15 protein-coding genes and 1 pseudogene are annotated in these 17,220 nt (G+C 35.8%); 13 read left to right on the forward strand and 3 right to left on the reverse strand.

All coding sequences use genetic code 11. The features are described from left to right. The first annotated feature begins 174 nt into the window (after positions 1-174). The 8 genes from F823_RS0109070 (at position 175) to F823_RS0109105 (ending at position 7,375) form a co-directional block, all read left to right on the forward strand. A complete protein-coding gene (locus F823_RS0109070; protein ID WP_002846378.1) occupies positions 175-1,275 on the forward strand; it encodes a protein kinase domain-containing protein in 1,101 nt (366 codons plus the stop codon). 197 nt (positions 1,276-1,472) lie between these two features. After that, complete coding sequence (gene rpsB / locus F823_RS0109075; RefSeq protein ID WP_002844082.1) at positions 1,473-2,219, forward strand: 30S ribosomal protein S2; 747 nt, start codon at positions 1,473-1,475, stop codon at positions 2,217-2,219. Positions 2,220-2,377: 158 nt separating this feature from the next. Then, positions 2,378-3,286 carry a translation elongation factor Ts gene (gene tsf, locus F823_RS0109080; RefSeq protein WP_002844025.1) on the forward strand — a complete coding sequence of 303 codons (909 nt, stop codon included), beginning with the start codon at positions 2,378-2,380 and terminating at the stop codon, positions 3,284-3,286. A 64-nt stretch (positions 3,287-3,350) separates the two neighbouring features. Continuing rightward, entirely contained in the window at positions 3,351-4,058 is a 708-nt protein-coding gene (pyrH, locus tag F823_RS0109085; protein ID WP_002844026.1) for a UMP kinase, read from the forward strand. A gap of 79 nt (positions 4,059-4,137) precedes the next feature. After that, the gene (frr, locus tag F823_RS0109090; protein WP_002844086.1) at positions 4,138-4,695 is read left to right on the forward strand and encodes a ribosome recycling factor; all 558 of its coding nucleotides are present in this window, start codon (positions 4,138-4,140) and stop codon (positions 4,693-4,695) included. A gap of 214 nt (positions 4,696-4,909) precedes the next feature. Then, positions 4,910-5,641: an isoprenyl transferase gene (locus tag F823_RS0109095; RefSeq protein ID WP_002844087.1), complete on the forward strand. Its 732-nt coding sequence runs from the start codon at positions 4,910-4,912 to the stop codon at positions 5,639-5,641. Between the two features lie 11 nt (positions 5,642-5,652). Beyond that, positions 5,653-6,432 carry a phosphatidate cytidylyltransferase gene (locus tag F823_RS0109100; protein WP_004167369.1) on the forward strand — a complete coding sequence of 260 codons (780 nt, stop codon included), beginning with the start codon at positions 5,653-5,655 and terminating at the stop codon, positions 6,430-6,432. A gap of 19 nt (positions 6,433-6,451) precedes the next feature. Further along, positions 6,452-7,375 (forward strand): DUF4846 domain-containing protein, encoded by a 924-nt coding sequence (locus tag F823_RS0109105; protein WP_004167370.1) that lies wholly within the window; start codon positions 6,452-6,454, stop codon positions 7,373-7,375. Between the two features lie 207 nt (positions 7,376-7,582). Here the strand turns inward: F823_RS0109105 and ispG are convergent, their stop codons facing one another. The 3 genes from ispG to F823_RS0109120 all read right to left on the reverse strand — a co-directional run bounded on the left by ispG (position 7,583) and on the right by F823_RS0109120 (position 10,984). Then, positions 7,583-8,638 carry a flavodoxin-dependent (E)-4-hydroxy-3-methylbut-2-enyl-diphosphate synthase gene (gene ispG / locus F823_RS0109110; protein WP_004167371.1) on the reverse strand — a complete coding sequence of 352 codons (1,056 nt, stop codon included), beginning with the start codon at positions 8,636-8,638 and terminating at the stop codon, positions 7,583-7,585. A 104-nt stretch (positions 8,639-8,742) separates the two neighbouring features. After that, positions 8,743-9,756, reverse strand: coding sequence for an RIP metalloprotease RseP (rseP, locus tag F823_RS0109115; RefSeq protein ID WP_004167372.1), 1,014 nt, complete (start codon positions 9,754-9,756; stop codon positions 8,743-8,745). A 40-nt stretch (positions 9,757-9,796) separates the two neighbouring features. Continuing rightward, the gene (locus F823_RS0109120; RefSeq protein WP_002844114.1) at positions 9,797-10,984 is read right to left on the reverse strand and encodes a 1-deoxy-D-xylulose-5-phosphate reductoisomerase; all 1,188 of its coding nucleotides are present in this window, start codon (positions 10,982-10,984) and stop codon (positions 9,797-9,799) included. A gap of 352 nt (positions 10,985-11,336) precedes the next feature. Here F823_RS0109120 and F823_RS0109125 point away from each other — a divergent pair, with 352 nt between their 5' ends. From F823_RS0109125 to F823_RS0109145, 5 genes and pseudogenes are all read left to right on the forward strand, one after another. Further along, positions 11,337-11,756 (forward strand): replication/maintenance protein RepL, encoded by a 420-nt coding sequence (locus F823_RS0109125; RefSeq protein WP_002844104.1) that lies wholly within the window; start codon positions 11,337-11,339, stop codon positions 11,754-11,756. 5 nt (positions 11,757-11,761) lie between these two features. Beyond that, the gene (locus tag F823_RS0109130) at positions 11,762-12,430 is read left to right on the forward strand and encodes a hypothetical protein (RefSeq protein ID WP_004167374.1); all 669 of its coding nucleotides are present in this window, start codon (positions 11,762-11,764) and stop codon (positions 12,428-12,430) included. After that, positions 12,431-15,025 (forward strand): ATP-dependent chaperone ClpB, encoded by a 2,595-nt coding sequence (gene clpB, locus F823_RS0109135; RefSeq protein WP_019595656.1) that lies wholly within the window; start codon positions 12,431-12,433, stop codon positions 15,023-15,025. Positions 15,026-15,559: 534 nt separating this feature from the next. Then, on the forward strand, positions 15,560-16,864 hold the full coding sequence (gene brnQ, locus F823_RS0109140) for a branched-chain amino acid transport system II carrier protein (RefSeq protein ID WP_004167377.1): 1,305 nt from the start codon (positions 15,560-15,562) through the stop codon (positions 16,862-16,864). Between the two features lie 85 nt (positions 16,865-16,949). Beyond that, positions 16,950-17,220 (forward strand): annotated as a pseudogene (locus tag F823_RS0109145) (helix-turn-helix domain-containing protein); the annotation flags it as partial.

Consider the following 17,220-nt stretch of genomic DNA (forward strand, 5'->3'; position numbering starts at 1 on the left):
AATAGAAGATTTAGGATAGAAAGAAAAGTTTCTTTGTGGTAAAATTATAAGTATATATTTATTATAGGGATAATATTGATAAGGCTACAGGGTGTAGCGACCAGTCGAGACAAAAATTGATATTTTTTATCGACTTTTTATTTAGTAAATTTAAATATTCAGGGGGGAATAGGCGTGATATTTATAGGCAATAGATATGAGATAACAGATAAGCCAGTATATATTGAAGAAAATAAACTCTACAATGCATATGACTCTGAAAAAAACATAAATGTAAAGATTAAAATAATTGAAAACAACAGGTATATTAGTCCAGACTTTATACCCAACCTTATAGATGAAAGTATGATATTAAATGAGCTTGGCTGTCCATATATACTAAACATTATAGATGTAGGTGTTCATAGGACAATAGACAACTTGTTATATTATATAGTATATGAGGATTTCAAGGGTGTGTCCCTGGCTACTCTTACTAGGGGGGCCTACCTACACATGGATGCCCTAATAAGAATATCCAACCAGATTGTCAAAGCCCTACAGGCCTACAATAGCATTGGCAAACACCATGGTTCACTTAAGCCAAACGATATACTTGTAGATGATAGGTATGCTATTAAAATAGCTGACTTTGGCTTTACTGAGGCAAATAGGGGGACAAATATTAGGTGTTCAGGTAACTTGAAGTACCTTTCGCCATCTCAGCTGTCTATAGACTTTACAGACATAAAAACTGACCTATACTGTTTGGGGGTCATTCTTTATGAGGCTACTTTTAAGAAGTTCCCTTTTTCAGAAGCACATACAGAGAAGCAGTTGATGAAGGTTGTCGATAGGGGAGTTATTTGGTCTAAGGTTAATCTTAATGATCAAAACTATGATTTTGTTGAGATTATAAAGAAATTATTAGAGAGAAATGACAACTTATGCTACAAGGACTACAACGAGTTGCTCCTTAGTTTGAGTAATTTTATGTATAAGACATCAAAAATTACAATAAAGGATATAGAAGAGGAATTAAAACCGGAACTTGAGGCAGTCCTACATAAGACAGGTAGAGTAAATCCAGAAGACTTTTACAAGACTAAGCAAATATACCTAAAGGATATTGAAGAAGCCTTAGAAAAACAAAAATACAAGACTATAGACAGGTCTTTAAAAGACATCAGTAAGAAGTCTCATAAGAAAGGAGCGACTCTTGCTAAGGCCGTATCACTTGCTCTAATAGTTGTAATGTTGGCAACTGTGATAATAATGGCTTTGAGGTATATTTAGTATTGACATAGATATTAGGTTAGTGATACAATGATAGAGGTCATTAGTGCGGATTTATTCGCTTTAATGGTTTTGGTGGTGTATTCCACCGGGCATAAAAATATAATTAAACACAGCAACGGGATTCTTAGAAGGTGCCAAAGAGGTTTTTTAGGAAGTAGATCGTGCTGGAAGTAAAAACCAAGGAGGAAAAATTAATGTCAGTAATTTCAATGAAGCAGTTACTAGAAGCTGGTGTACACTTCGGTCACCAGACTAGAAGATGGAACCCAAAGATGGCGAAGTATATATTCACAGAAAGAAATGGAATATATATAATCGACCTACAGAAGACAGTAAAGAAGGTTGATGAAGCATACAAGTATATGCAGGAAATCGCAGAAACTGGTAAGCCAATCCTATTCGTAGGTACTAAGAAGCAGGCTCAGGAAGCTATCAAGGATGAAGCTCAGAGATGTGGAATGTACTATGTAAACGAAAGATGGCTAGGTGGTATGTTAACAAACCACAAGACTATAAAGACTAGAATTCAGAAGCTTAGAGAACTTGAAGCTATGGAAAACGACGGAACATTCGACGTTCTTCCAAAGAAGGAAGTAATCAAGCTAAGAGCTGAAAAAGAAAAGCTAGAAAAATTCTTAGGTGGTATTAAGGATATGCCTGAACTACCAGCTGCTATGTTCGTTATAGACCCAAGAAAAGAAAATATAGCTATACAGGAAGCTCATAGATTGGGAATACCAGTAATAGGTACAGTTGATACAAACTGTGATCCAGAAGAAATCGACTATCCAATACCAGCAAACGATGATGCAATAAGAGCTATAAAGCTAATAACTGGTGCTATGGCAAATGCTGTTATCGAAGCTAGACAGGGTGCTGATGATGTAGCTGCAGAAGAAGTTGAAGCAGAAGTTGTAGAAACTGAAACTGCTGCAGAATAATTCTATTCGAGCATTAATATGAAAGCTTATGGTAAGGGCCTTGCCCTTACCATTTTGTGAATGAATGGGAGAATTCCCATATGATTAATAAATGAACTATATAAATAGTTCAAGACAAAATTATAATAAAATAACAAAATTTTTAGGAGGATTTTACAATGGCTATAACTGCTCAGATGGTAAAAGAATTGAGAGAAACTACAGGCGCAGGTATGATGGACTGTAAGAAGGCACTTACTGAAGCTGATGGTAACATGGAAAAAGCAATAGACCTATTAAGAGAAAAGGGACTTTCTAAGGCTGCTAAGAAGGCAGACAGAATCGCTGCTGAAGGTCTTGTAAATATAGAAATGAATGCAGAAGGAAATGCTGCATCTATAGTAGAAGTTAACTCTGAAACAGACTTCGTTGCAAAGAACCAGGATTTCAAGGACTTTGTAAAGGATGTTGCTCAGATGGTACTTGAAGGAGACTATGCTGATGTTCCAGCTCTTCTTGCTGCTAACCACAAGGAAGGAAAGGCACTTCAGGATGTACTAAACGATAGAATAGCTACAATAGGTGAAAAGATAGACGTTAGAAGATTTGCTAAGTTATCAGTTGATGGTAAGGTAGTAGGATATATCCACGGTGGTGGAAAGATAGGTGTTCTAGTTCAGTTAGAAACATCAGCAAACGACGAAAAGGTTGTAGCTCTTGGTAGAGATATAGCTATGCAGGTTGCTGCTATGAACCCTAAGTATATATCAAGAGACGATGTAGACAAGGATTACATAGCTCATGAAACAGAAGTTCTTACTCAGCAGGCTCTTAACGAAGGTAAGCCAGCTAACATAGTAGAAAAGATGGTTGTTGGTAGATTAAACAAGGAACTAAAGGAAGTTTGTCTATTAGACCAGGTATTCGTAAAGGATTCAGAACTTACTATATCTAAGCTAGTTGCTAAGGTTGCTAAGGAAGTTGGAGCAGATATCAAGGTAGCTGGTATGTTAAGATATGAAGTTGGTGAAGGTATAGAAAAGAAAGAAGAAAACTTTGCTGAAGAAGTAGCTAAGCAGATGAAGTAATTGTAATTAAAGAGGACACTTCTGGTGTTCTCTTTTTTTGAAGATTTTGTTAGGAGGAATAGAAATGACACAAGAGCCAATGTACAAGAGAGTGCTATTAAAAATAAGTGGAGAAGCCCTATCTGGTGGTACTGGATTTGGTATCAATAATGATGTATTAAAGGATATATCATTGGGGATAAAGGAACTAGTTGAATCTGGAGTAGAGATAGCCGTTGTAGTAGGCGGTGGTAACTTCTGGAGAGGTCGTACTAGCGAAGGAATGGATAGGACAACAGCCGACTATATAGGAATGTTGGCAACAGTTATGAATGCAATGGCACTACAGGATTCTCTAGAAAGTCTTGACGTTCCAACAAGAGTTCAGACTGGTATAGAAATGAACAAGGTTGCAGAACCATATATCAGAAGAAGAGCAGTAAGACACCTTGAAAAGGGTAGAGTAGTAATATTTGGTGCAGGTACTGGTAACCCTTATTTCTCAACTGATACAGCAGCTGCCCTTAGAGCGGCAGAGATGGAAGCAGAAGTTATCCTTCTTGCTAAGAATGTCGATGCTGTATACGACAAGGACCCTAAGGTTCATCCAGATGCTAAGAAGTTTACTCACCTAACTTATATGGAAGTTATTAACAGAGAACTAAAGGTAATGGACTCAACAGCAACTTCATTATGTATGGACAATAATATCGTAATCAAGGTATTTGAGCTATCTACAGAAAATATTATCAAAGTTGTGTATGGCGAAAATATGGGAACTATAGTAGAATAGTAGTAAGAAAATATTTTAGCGGGCTGTACTTACATATGTAAAGAACCAGCTCACATATTTAATTTTTAGGAGGAGACTTATGAAATTAGATCTTCATGTAGAATTAGAAGAACAAATGGAAAAAACGATTGAAGCTTTAAAGTTTGAGTTTGGAACAATCAGAGCTGGTAGAGCTAATGCTTCAATGCTAGATAAGGTAAGAGTGGACTACTATGGAACACCAACACCAGTAAACCAGATGGCTGCCGTTGCAGTATCAGAAGGTAGAGTACTGACAATAACACCATGGGACAAGTCAGTAATCCATGCTATAGAAAAGGCTATAAGTGATTCTGATATTGGTATAGCTCCATCAAATGATGGTTCTGTTATCAGACTTACTGTACCACAGTTAACAGAAGAAAGAAGAAAAGAACTTGCTAAGAAGGCTAACAAGGCTTCTGAATCTTTCAAGGTAAGGATTAGAAACGAAAGAAGAGATGCCAACGATAAGATCAAGAAGATGGAAAAGGCTGCTGAACTTACAGAAGATGATGCAAAAAAGGCAACTGACGAAGTTCAGAAAATGACTGACAAGTACATCAAGGTTATAGACCAGTTAACAGACGAAAAAGAAAAAGATATACTATCTGTATAAGAAGTATAGTATTTGTTTTTAGAACAATAAAAAGGACCTTTATTTTATGTTCACTCAAAATCCTATTTTGAGGTGGAGTATCATCAATAGAGGTCTTTTTTATTTTTGACATTTAGGTAATAGGAGATACCGTGCCTTCTTTCTATATACCATAGTGCTATACTATGGTATAATAATTATAAGAATATCTTTAAATAAAGGATCGGAGGAATGTATGGAAAATTTATACTATGATATAGATTTGGGAAGAGTCCCTAAGCATATAGCAATTATAATGGATGGTAATGGTAGATGGGCAAAATCAAGGATGATGCCTAGGACATATGGTCACAAGATGGGAGTCGAAACTATCAGGAAGGTAGTCAAGGAATGCTCTAGACTAGGAGTAAAATACCTTACCCTATACGCTTTTTCAACAGAAAATTGGAAGAGACCAGCAGATGAGGTAAATGCCTTAATGAGCCTACTAGTTTCTTACCTTAGAAAGGAACTGGCTGAACTTCACAAGAACAATGTAAAGATATTGACAATTGGTGATATATCTAAACTACCACAGGCTTGCATAGATGAGTTAAATAAGTCTATTGATGAGACAAAGGACAACACTGGACTAGTATTATCGTTAGCCCTTAATTATGGTTCTAGGGCAGACATCAAATCTGCAGTGACAAGAATAGCTAAGATGGTTGAGGAAGGTAAGATAAGCATTGATGATATTGATGATGAGATGATATCAAGTTCCATGTCTACAAGGAATATAGTAGACCCAGACCTTGTCATCAGGACTAGTGGTGAACAGAGACTATCAAACTTCTTATTGTGGGAAGTTGCATATTCAGAGTTTTATTTTACAGACAAGCATTGGCCTGATTTTGATGAAGAGGCACTTCAAGAGGCAATATACAATTATCAGGCAAGAGATAGAAGATTTGGAAATGTGAAATAGGGGTGGTTTTTATGAAACAAAGAATAATTTCATCTTTAATTATGTTACCCTTGCTGGTATTTTTGTATGTAGGTGGGGGCCCATTATATTGTATAGGGCTAGTTGTCATGGCTATAGGACTACACGAATTTTACACAGCCTTTAATAATATAGGTCATAGTCCAATCAAGGAACTGGGTTACCTGTATGCAATTATGGTATTTTTGATAAATATATTTTCATGGAATAAGGAATCCTATGCTGTAGGAATGTATTTGACATTTGTAATAGGGATAGTGTATGTACTTCTACATAGGGCAGATGTAATGGACCTTATAATTACTTTTTCAGGTATTTTCTATGTGTGCCTATGCTTTAACTATATTATCAGATTGTTTGATATGGGCGAGAAGGGATACTTGTATGTATGGCTGATATTTATAATTTCATTTGCAACTGATATATTCGCTTACTTTATAGGTAGGAGATTTGGTAGCCATAAACTAATACCATCAGTTAGCCCTAAGAAGACAATAGAGGGCAGCATGGGTGGTGTTGTCGCTAGTGTGGTATTTAGTGTCTTATTTGGCTTGATCTTCAAGTTGCAGATAGGTCCTATATTCCTTGTGGGCTTGTTGGGTAGCGCAGTAGCCCAGATGGGAGACTTGATAGCATCATCTATCAAGAGATATGTTGGTATCAAGGACTTTGGCAGACTTATACCGGGTCATGGAGGCATACTTGACAGGTTTGACAGTGTATTATTAGTAGCGCCTTATGTTTATCTAATACTATCATTATTTGCTGTATAGGCTAGAATATGGAGGATATATGTATAATAAAAAGCTTGTTGTAAGTATTTTAACTTTAACATTAGTATTTTCACTAGCGTCTTGTACCAAGAAACTCGACAAGGATTCGGGTGATTCACAGACAAAGAAAGAAAACAGAACGGATAAGGGTAAAACTATAGGTGTCAATCCGGAACTTGTCAATAAGGACGGAGATACCATAGAAAAGAGATATAATCCTCCTAAGGGCTATAAGAGAGTCAAGGCAGATAAGTATACATTTACAAATTTTGTAAGAAATGAAAAGCTCAAGCCTTATGGACAAAAATCTATATACTATAATGGAAAGCCCAAAAAGTCTGAGGGGGTCTATGATGCAGTATTCGATGTAGATTTAGAAGGCAAAAATATACTTCATTGTGCAGATTCATGCTATAAGTTTAGGGGAGATTACCTATATTCTATAGGCAGATATGACAAGATGAAATTCCATTTTGTAGGCAAGGGTATAGCCGACTTTGATAAGTACACAAAAGGCTACAGGGTAGACCCGGAGACGGGAGAGTACTTCCTGATGGGTGAAAAATCGTCCGATGCCAAAGTGTACAAGAAATTTATGGATACTGTCTATATATACTCATCGACAATATCCCTAGTAGAGGATACAAAAAAGGTTAAGATTGATGATATAAGAGTTGGAGATATATTCCTAAAAGATGGAACACCTGGCTCTAAGAGGGTGGGACACGCCATAACAGTAGTTGATATGGCTGAAAACTCAAGGGGAGATAAGGCTTTTATGCTGGCTCAGTCATATATGCCAGCCCAGCAACCACAGATATTAGTAAATAAAAACAATGATGAAATAGGACCTTGGTACTCACTAAAAGAAGTCAAGGAAATGGGTAAACTAAAGACACCTCAGTGGACATTTGAATTAGACCAGTTAGCTAGGTTTAATTAACTTATATATTTTTAATTATGTATTTTTTAAATGGGGACTTTAAGTCTTCTTATGCAATTGTTCATAGTATTTAGTACATCATATACTACTTTCGCTAAAAACTCAATGCCTGCTCATGCAGGCTAGGTCGTTTTTAACGCTTAAGTTAGTATTGATGTACTTGAAATACTACTTTATATTGCAAATAGAAGATCTTAAAATCCCCATTTATAATTTATCTATTTCTTCGAGAAGGGTACTAACAATCTCATCCTCAGGAATTCTTTTTACAATCTCTCCTTTTTTGAAGAGAAGTCCCATTCCGTCTCCACCGGCAACTCCTATATCTGCTTCTCTTGCTTCACCTGGGCCATTTACTGCACAACCCATGACTGCAACTGTGATATCTTTTTCTATGTCTTCGATTTCTTTTTCTATCTGACCTGCAAACTTGATAAGGTCTATATTACACCTACCACATGTTGGGCATGATACAATCTTTATCTTGTCATTTAATAGGCCGATACTTCTTAGGATCTGCTTTCCTACCTTGATTTCCTCTCTTGGATCTCCTGTAAGTGATATCCTGATTGTGTCACCTATACCATCTACCAATAGACTTCCAACACCTATTGAAGACTTTATAGTTCCCTTTTCAACTCCTCCTGATTCTGTGATACCCAAGTGTAGTGGATAGTCAACCTTTTCTGACATCAACCTATAGGCTTCAACAGACTTTCTAATATCAGAATTTTTTAGGGAGATAACTATATCATGAAAATCTAGGTCCTCTAGAATTTTTATATGACCTAGGGCAGATTCTACCATGGCCTCTGGACAAGCATGACCGTATTTTTCAAGTATTGATTTTTCTAGTGAACCGCCATTTACGCCTATCCTAATAGGTATATTTTTGGCTTTACATGCATCAACAACTGCCTTTGTCCTATCTATATCACCAATGTTACCAGGATTGATACGTATTGCGTCTATACCTTGCTCAACAGCTTCAAGGGCTAGTCTATAGTTAAAGTGTATGTCTGCAACTATAGGTATATTTGTAGCAGCCTTTATAGTTCCTATTGCCTTGGCAGCAGTTAGGTCTGGTACGGCTATTCTCACTATGTCGCATCCTACTTCCTCAAGGGCTAGTATCTGGTCTATTGTAGCCTGAGGGTCTCTTGTATCGCTAGTAGTCATTGACTGGACTGCGATTGGATTATCTCCACCTATTTTAATAGAGCCTATATTTACAACTCTAGTTTTTCTTCTTGTATATGTCATAACATATTCCTTTCTATATTACATATATATCTTGATAAAAGTTTGGTCATCTATACGACAACAATAAGTAATATACCCAAGTTATCCATAGATGACCAATTTTTTTATTTGAAGAATATCCTTAAAATATCCTTGTATGTTATAAATAGCATAAAGCTAAGTAGGAAGACAAGTCCACCTGCATTTATGTATCCTTCTACCTTGGCTGGAAGCTTTTTACCCTTCCTAAGGGCCTCAAGTAGGAGTATCAAGATTCTCCAACCGTCTAGGGCTGGTATAGGGAGTAGGTTCATGATGCCTATGTTTAAACTTATTATGGCAGTCAAGTACAATACATTGACAAAACCATTTGTGGCGGCATTTGATACCATATTTATTACACCTACAGGACCTGATAGCGAGTCTACTATTTTATTAGACAACTGTCCGGTTACAAGCTTCCATAAAAATTCTAACATACCCTTTCCAACACTATAGGTAGTAGTGAAAGAGTACTTTACTATGGCAAGAGGATTGTTCTTTTTGTATTGAGAAGTGACACCTATTTGGTATCTTCCCTGGTTTGAAATAGGCTTGATATTTGTAGACATCAATTTCTGATTTCTCTTGTATTCAAGCTTCATTTCCCTTCCCTTTGATTGGTTGACAATCTTTGTCAAGTCTTCGAATGAGTCAACCTTCTTGCCATCAAGGCTTATAATCTGGTCATCCTTTCTTATACCACTAGTATAGGCTGGCATATTTTTAGGTACTTGATCAACATAGTTAGATGGAGTACCCATGACAGCATACACAGGTAGGAGTAGCAGTATACAAAGAACAATATTGGCTATCGGTCCTGCCAGTATAGTCTTGAGCCTTTCTACGATTGTTTTCTTTTCAAAAGAATTTGGGTCATCTGATTCTTCGTCTTCACCCTCCATAGCTACGAAACCACCTATAGGAAGTAGTCTAAGAGAGTATTTTATTCCTTCTTTTTCTTTCTCATATATTGTAGGCCCCATGCCTATAGAGAATTCGTGTATTGTTACTCCAGCTCTTTTAGCGAAGTAAAAGTGTCCTAGTTCGTGGAAAAATACTATAAATCCAAAAACTAAGAGTGCTACTAGTATGTTCATATTTCACCTTCCTCAATTTTTAAATTATTTATATTTGTTATTATGCTAGTATACCATTTAGATAGACTCTAGTCCATAGGTCTATATCTAAGATATCTTCTAGACTTGGATTAGCTATATATTTGTGGCTTTTGATTGCCATATCAATATACTTAGGTATATCGTAGTAGCCGATTTTGTCTTTTAGGAACATATCAACAAGCACCTCGTTGGCAGAGTTTAGGACTGCGCAATCAGTACCACCATGTTCTAGGGCTTCATAGGCCAGTCTCAGGCAAGGGAATACTTCAAGGTCTGGCTTTTCAAAGCTCAGGCTTGCCACTTCAAATAAGTCAAGTCTTTCAAAATCGCTATCCAACCTATTTGGATAGGTAAGTGCATACTGGATAGGAACTCTCATATCAGGGCAACCTAGTTGGGCAATAACACTTGAGTCTTTGAATTGAACCATTGAGTGGACTATACTCTGAGGGTGGACGTGTACAACTATGTCCTTGGCATCTACATCAAATAACCACCTTGCTTCTATAACTTCTAAACCTTTATTCATAAGGGTAGAAGAGTCTATAGTTATTTTTTGTCCCATTGTCCAATTTGGGTGTTTAAGGGCATCTTCTTTTTTGACATTTATAAGGTCTTCTTTTGATTTACCCCTAAAAGGACCACCTGATGCAGTTAAAAGAATTTTATCAATTTTATTGTTTTCTTCACCATTTAGGCATTGGAAAATGGCACTGTGTTCTGAGTCAACTGGAAGTATTTTAGAACCATACTTCTTTGCGGCTTCCATGACTAGTTTACCTGCTGTAACCAATGTTTCCTTGTTTGCCAAAGCTATATCTGTAGAGTTTTTGATAGCTTCCATTGTAGGTACTAGACCTATCATTCCTACTACAGCAGTTACAAGCGTATCTATAGATTTTGAAGATGCTATTTTAATCAGTCCTTCAAGACCTTGGTAGACCTCTATACCTATTAGGTCCTGGTCTATGGTCTTTATAACTTGGAACCTTTCATAGGCATCCTTGTCGAAAATAGTTGCTATAGATGGTCTAAACTCCTTTATTTGATCTATAAAAAGGTCTAGGTTTTTATTTGTGGATATACCTTCAACCTCAAACAAGTCTGGTTTTTTTCTTACAACATCGAGTGTTTGAGTACCGATTGAGCCAGTTGAACCCAATATTGAAATTAACTTTTTTCTATTATTATCACTTTTATTAAGCATATACTCACATCCATTCTTATAATTAAATCTAATTGAGTAATCCTATAGGTCATGATAAGAGCCTTATTGAAGACTTATGGTATACAACCTATATATTTACTATAAAATTATAGCATAAAAAGCATATGTATAGCTTAAATCATGGCATTTTTAACGGATAGATAAAAAATATTATTTTTTTTTGAAAAATAAAGCAAAGACCCAGTATTATAAGCCATAGCAAAAACAAAAATTATATATAATGCATAATAAAAATTTAGTATTTTGCTAAATAATATACCTTGTCTGTCTTGACACGATATAAAATTAGGCTTATTATATCAGTAAGATAAGCATTAGAAAGGGGGTACATATGTTTAAGATTGAGAATACTCAAAGAATATTGAACGATATAGAAGAAACTAAGAGTCAGCAAGTTACAATTAGGAAGAAAAATGAAAGGTTTTTGAATATATCCCCCTCAAATTTTATCAAATCAGTAGATAAAATATATTCTAAAAAGGCCTTGATACCTTTTAGGATGATAGAAATGATGGATAAAAACAATAAGATCAATGCTAGACTTGAAGATTTAGCAAAAGACCTAGATTATCCAAAGACGAGCCTTTCACTGGCAATCACTGAATTTAGAAAGGGTGATTTTATGAAGAAGGAAAGAAATGGAGTGTATATGATAAATCCCCTGGTGTCATATAGGGGGTCAAAATATGAAAGAGATAAATTGATTAAAGACTACAACAAAATAGAAGATAAATTGAGGGAAGGAGAGTGATGTAGATGTCCATAAATTTAGATAGGAATATAATGAAGTGGTTTGACGAGCTGTTCGAAAAAAATCTAATGACCATAAGTATTGACGATTTTGTATGCTCTTTGTTGGACGCTAAGAGCAATGCAGATTTGGATACTAAGAGCAATGTAGATTTGGATGCTAGGGCTAATGCAGATTTGACAAGGAAGAATAAGGCTGAAATAGACACTAAAATAAGTCTAAACAGGGCAAATCATATATATTGGACAATAGATATTAGCCTACCCTACAAATATATTAGAAGATTGAGGGACAATGTCCACCCCTTGTTTGGCGGTTATGTATATGAGGAAATATCAATTTATGAAGATCAAGAAAAGTATAGGCAGCTAAACACATGGCTACAAGATCTTTATAATTCTGTCTTGGATTATAGCTACAGTGATATTAAAAGAGCATATGTCTTATCCTATAGACAAGAGTTTTTGAATATGTGTAGTAATGTAGGCATAGGTCAAAAAGTGCTTATAGACAAGGACTTGGTATTTTGTCCTATAAACCAAGATAAGGTAAAATTCACAAATTTGGATGAGAGTATAGACCTAAATCTCATGTACAATTCGTCTATAGGAGAGTCCCTAATAGACAGTTTGTTAGACCTTAGTAGGTCAATAATTATTAGGAGGAATGAATAAATGAACGCAGATAAAATGACATTAAGAGTACAAAATGCTTTAAACGAAGCCTTTAACATAGCAGTAAGCAATAACAACCAGCAGTTAGAGCCAATTCATCTACTGTCAGCCTTGATGGTCCAGGAGGATGGGCTAATAGGTAGTATAATAGATAAGATGGGAATAGACAGAACTAGTATCCAGAATGATATAGATGATGAAGTCTCAAAATTACCTAAGGTTACAGGTGATGGTGTAAATGTAACAGCTAGTGTTAAGATAAACAAGATCCTTATAGAGGCAGAAAAAATATCAGGTGAATTCAAGGATTCATATATCAGTGTCGAGCATCTTTTCTTGGCTATGATAAATCTTGAATCTTCAAAGGGATTATCGACATCAAATGTAGGAAAAATATTAAAAAAATATAGGATAGACAAGCAGTCTTTCTTGGCTGTTTTACATGAAATCAGGGGTAACCAAAGGGTTGATAGTCAAGACCCTGAGGGCACATATGATGCCCTATTAAAATACGGTACCAACCTAGTCAAGAGGGCTATGAACAACAAGTTAGACCCAGTTATAGGTAGGGATGACGAGATTAGAAGAGCCATAAGAATATTATCCAGAAGAACAAAGAACAACCCTGTACTTATTGGTGAACCAGGTGTTGGTAAGACAGCCATTGTTGAGGGTCTAGCCCAGAGAATTGTAAAGGGCGATGTTCCAGAGGGATTAAAGGATAAGATTGTATTTTCTCTAGATATGGGTTCTTTGATAGCAGGAGCCAAGTACAGGGGAGAGTTTGAAGAGAGGTTAAAGGCAGTCCTTAAAGAAGTAGAGGCGTCTGAAGGTAAGATAATACTATTTATAGACGAGATACATACAATTGTAGGTGCTGGTAAGACTGAAGGATCTGTGGATGCAGGTAACCTAATAAAACCAATGCTTGCAAGAGGGGAACTAAATTGTATAGGAGCAACTACATTTGACGAATATAGAAAGTATATAGAAAAAGACAAGGCCCTTGAAAGAAGGTTCCAACCAGTTATAGTAGACGAACCGAGTGTAGAGGATACAATATCTATACTTAGAGGTCTTAAGGAAAAATTTGAAATCCATCATGGTATTAGAATACATGACAATGCGATAGTTGCAGCTGCTAAGTTATCAGATAGGTATATACAGGATAGGTTCTTACCTGACAAGGCTATAGACCTTATAGACGAAGCTGGTGCCATGATTAGAACAGAGATAGACTCATTACCTACTGAGCTTGATATTGTAAGAAGAAGGTTATTTACATTAGAGACAGAAAGAGAAGCCCTAAAGTTAGAGAATGATGACAAGTCAAAGGCTAGACTTGAAGAACTTGAAAAAGAATTGGTCACTTTAAGAGAAGAAAATGACGATATGACTGCAAAATACGAAAAGGAGAAGTCTAGGTTGACAGGAGCCAAGGACATCAAGCAGGACCTAGATGACGCTAAAGCCCTTGCTGAGAAGTATGAAAGAGAGGGTGATTTTAACAAGGCTGCAGAGTTGAAGTATGGTAAAATACCTAAGTTAGAGGAAGAGTTAAGGCTGATAGAAGAAAATATAGACAGCAATGAAGAATACAGCCTATTAAAGCAAGAGGTAACTGAAGAAGAGATTGCTGATATAATATCTAAATGGACTGGTATACCGATTAAGAAACTAGTTGAAAGTGAAAAAGAAAAACTATTAAGACTAGAGGACAAACTCCATGAAAGAGTCATAGGTCAGGATGAACCGGTTAGGGCTGTATCAGATGCTATATTGAGGTCTAGGGCAGGACTAAGTGACCAGAATAGACCACTTGGATCATTTATATTCCTAGGTCCAACAGGTGTAGGTAAGACAGAACTTGCCAAGACCCTAGCAAGAGAGTTATTTGATTCAGAGGACAGCATAATTAGACTAGATATGTCAGAGTATATGGAAAAGCACAGTGTATCAAGACTAGTTGGACCACCTCCAGGATATGTAGGATACGAAGAGGGTGGACAACTTACAGAGGCTGTTAGGAGAAAGCCATACTCAGTAATCCTATTTGACGAGATAGAAAAGGCTCATGATGATGTATTCAATATGTTCCTACAAATACTAGACGAAGGTAGGTTAACTGACAACAAGGGTAAGACAGTAGACTTTAAGAATACTCTTATAATAATGACTTCAAATATAGGTAGCGATATCTTGTTGGAGTCTAAGGGCAATATAGATGAGTCAGTCTATAAGAGTGTAATGGATATAATGAAGTTTAAGTTCAAACCTGAATTTTTGAACAGGGTCGACGATATCATAATGTTCAAGCCTTTGATGAAGGAAGAGGTCAAGAAGATAATAGATATATTCTTTGAGTCAATCAAATCAAAGCTTAAAGAGAGGGATATCGAAATTGATATAACTGATGAGGCAAAAGACTTTATAGTTGATATAGCCTATGATCCAGTTTATGGTGCAAGACCGCTTAAAAGATACATAAACTCTAATCTTGAAACTAAACTTGCAAAGGCCATAATCAGTGGACAGATCAAAGACCATACAAAAGTTAAGGTCGATAAAATAGGAGAAGATATACAAATAGTTTAAATTTGGTGGACAAAAAATATATTTAATAAACTAATTAAGTAAATAGTAGGTTTTGACTTTAAAATAGCCCCTGAACTGTGTGATGGGGCTATTTTTATTTATAAAAACAGGAAAATAGATTGACATTATTGATAGAATAGATTAATATATTAAAATCTTTAATGGAAAAAATCAGGATAAGTGTTAATGAATAGACAAAAACAGGCTAAATAAAATTTTTTTTGTATTAAATTTGGATAATATCGGGTACATACCCAATTAAATTTAAACAAAACGTTTTATTAGACAGAATCATCAGAAAAATTGGGTTAAATATATAAGGACAAAATTCTTAAACTATTGCTCTAATACATTGATCTTACGACAAGACCTTAATATATTAAAGTAAGAAACCTTATTATGAGAATTATATTGTTTATTTTCACTTTGTTATTCAAAAATCTAATTTAAAGAATTGTTTGACAATACTGAAAATTGATTGTATACTAATACTGTACTAATAAATATGTAAAATTTTTAAGGAGGATTAAAAAAATGAAGATTAAGATGAAAGACATCGTAGTTATCGGTTTTGCACTATTTGCAATGTTTTTCGGAGCCGGAAATCTTGTTTTCCCGCCATACCTTGGTGTACTTGATGGTACTAAGTGGTTCATAGGATTTATAGCCTTCCTATTTGCAGATGGTGGACTTGCTTTACTTGGTGTTGTAGCCATGACTAGGACAGGAGGAGATTTGGATGCCCTATATAGTAGAGCTGGTAAGAAGATTGGTTTGGTAATAGGTACAGCATCAATTCTATGTATAGGACCGTTCCTAGCTATACCTAGAACAGCAGCTGTTACATTTGAAGTTGGTATCAACCCAGTGTTTGGAGATAGTTTTAGCCCTGTGGTATTTTCAATAATATTCTTTGCTATAACATTATTCCTAACAATCAAACCTTCAAAGGTTGTAGATATAGTTGGACAGTTCCTTACTCCAGCACTTCTAATATGTCTTGCAGTGTTAATAGTTAAGGGCATAATAAGCCCACTTGGAACTCCATTAGAGAGAACACTAGTAGACAATGTTGTTGTAAGGGGTATATATGATGGTTATCAAACGATGGACGCAATGGCTTCTTGTATATTTGCAGGTATAATAATCAGTTCTGTTAAGGCAAAGGGATATACAGACCAAGGCTCACTCGTAAAAGCTACAGTATACGCAGGTATTGTTGCAGTTGCTGGTCTAGCATTTGTATATGGTGGTCTTTCATACCTAGGTGCTACTGTATCTCCAATGTTCGATGACACAGTTGGTAAGTCAGCTCTTATAATATCTATAACAGAATCTATACTTGGTGGACCAGGTAAGGTTATATTAGCAATAATAGTTGCTCTTGCATGTCTAACTACATCAATAGGTCTTACTTCAGCTTGTGGTAACTACTTCAGAGATATCACAGGAGGTAAGCTTAAATATGAAAGAACAGTTATAGTTGTTTGTATATTCTCAGCTATAGTTTCTAATCTAGGACTAGATAAGATTATATCTATGGCAGTGCCAATCCTACTAACTGTATATCCAGCAGTTGTTACTTACATCATACTTGGATTGTTTAGTGACAAGATTAGTAACAACAATATATTCAAGTTTGCTATATGGGTTTCAGTTATACTTGGATTATTGTCAGCTCTTCCAGCAGTTCCAGGACTAGCAGATAACGCAGCTATCCAGGCAATGGGTGCAAAATTAAACGCATTACCAGGTGGAGAATTTGGATTCTTCTGGATCATACCAGTTGCTGTAGCTGGACTAGTAGGCAAGTTCCTACCTTCAAAGGTTAAGGCATAGTAGAAGATTAAATTTATAATAATAGGGGTGGTGAATTTTGATATGTACCCTCTTTACTGGACAAACCAGTAAGGAGGGTATTTTTATGCGATATAGTTATGAATTCAAAAAAGAATGCGTAGAACTATACAAACAAGGAAAGTGGATGGAAACACCAGAAGGTGTTAAACCTCGTACGTTTAGAGACAAAATTAGATATTGGAGCAAACTTGTAGATTTTCATGGAGAAGAAATCCTTAAACACAATGAACAGAATAAAAAGTGGAGTGCAGAAGAAAAGTTTAAGCTTGTATCAAAAGTATTAGCAGGAAATTCTTACGAAGAAACAGCACTTAAATCTGGAATAAATACAAATA

The organism is Peptostreptococcus anaerobius VPI 4330 = DSM 2949, from assembly GCF_000381525.1.
Classification (GTDB): domain Bacteria; phylum Bacillota; class Clostridia; order Peptostreptococcales; family Peptostreptococcaceae; genus Peptostreptococcus; species Peptostreptococcus anaerobius.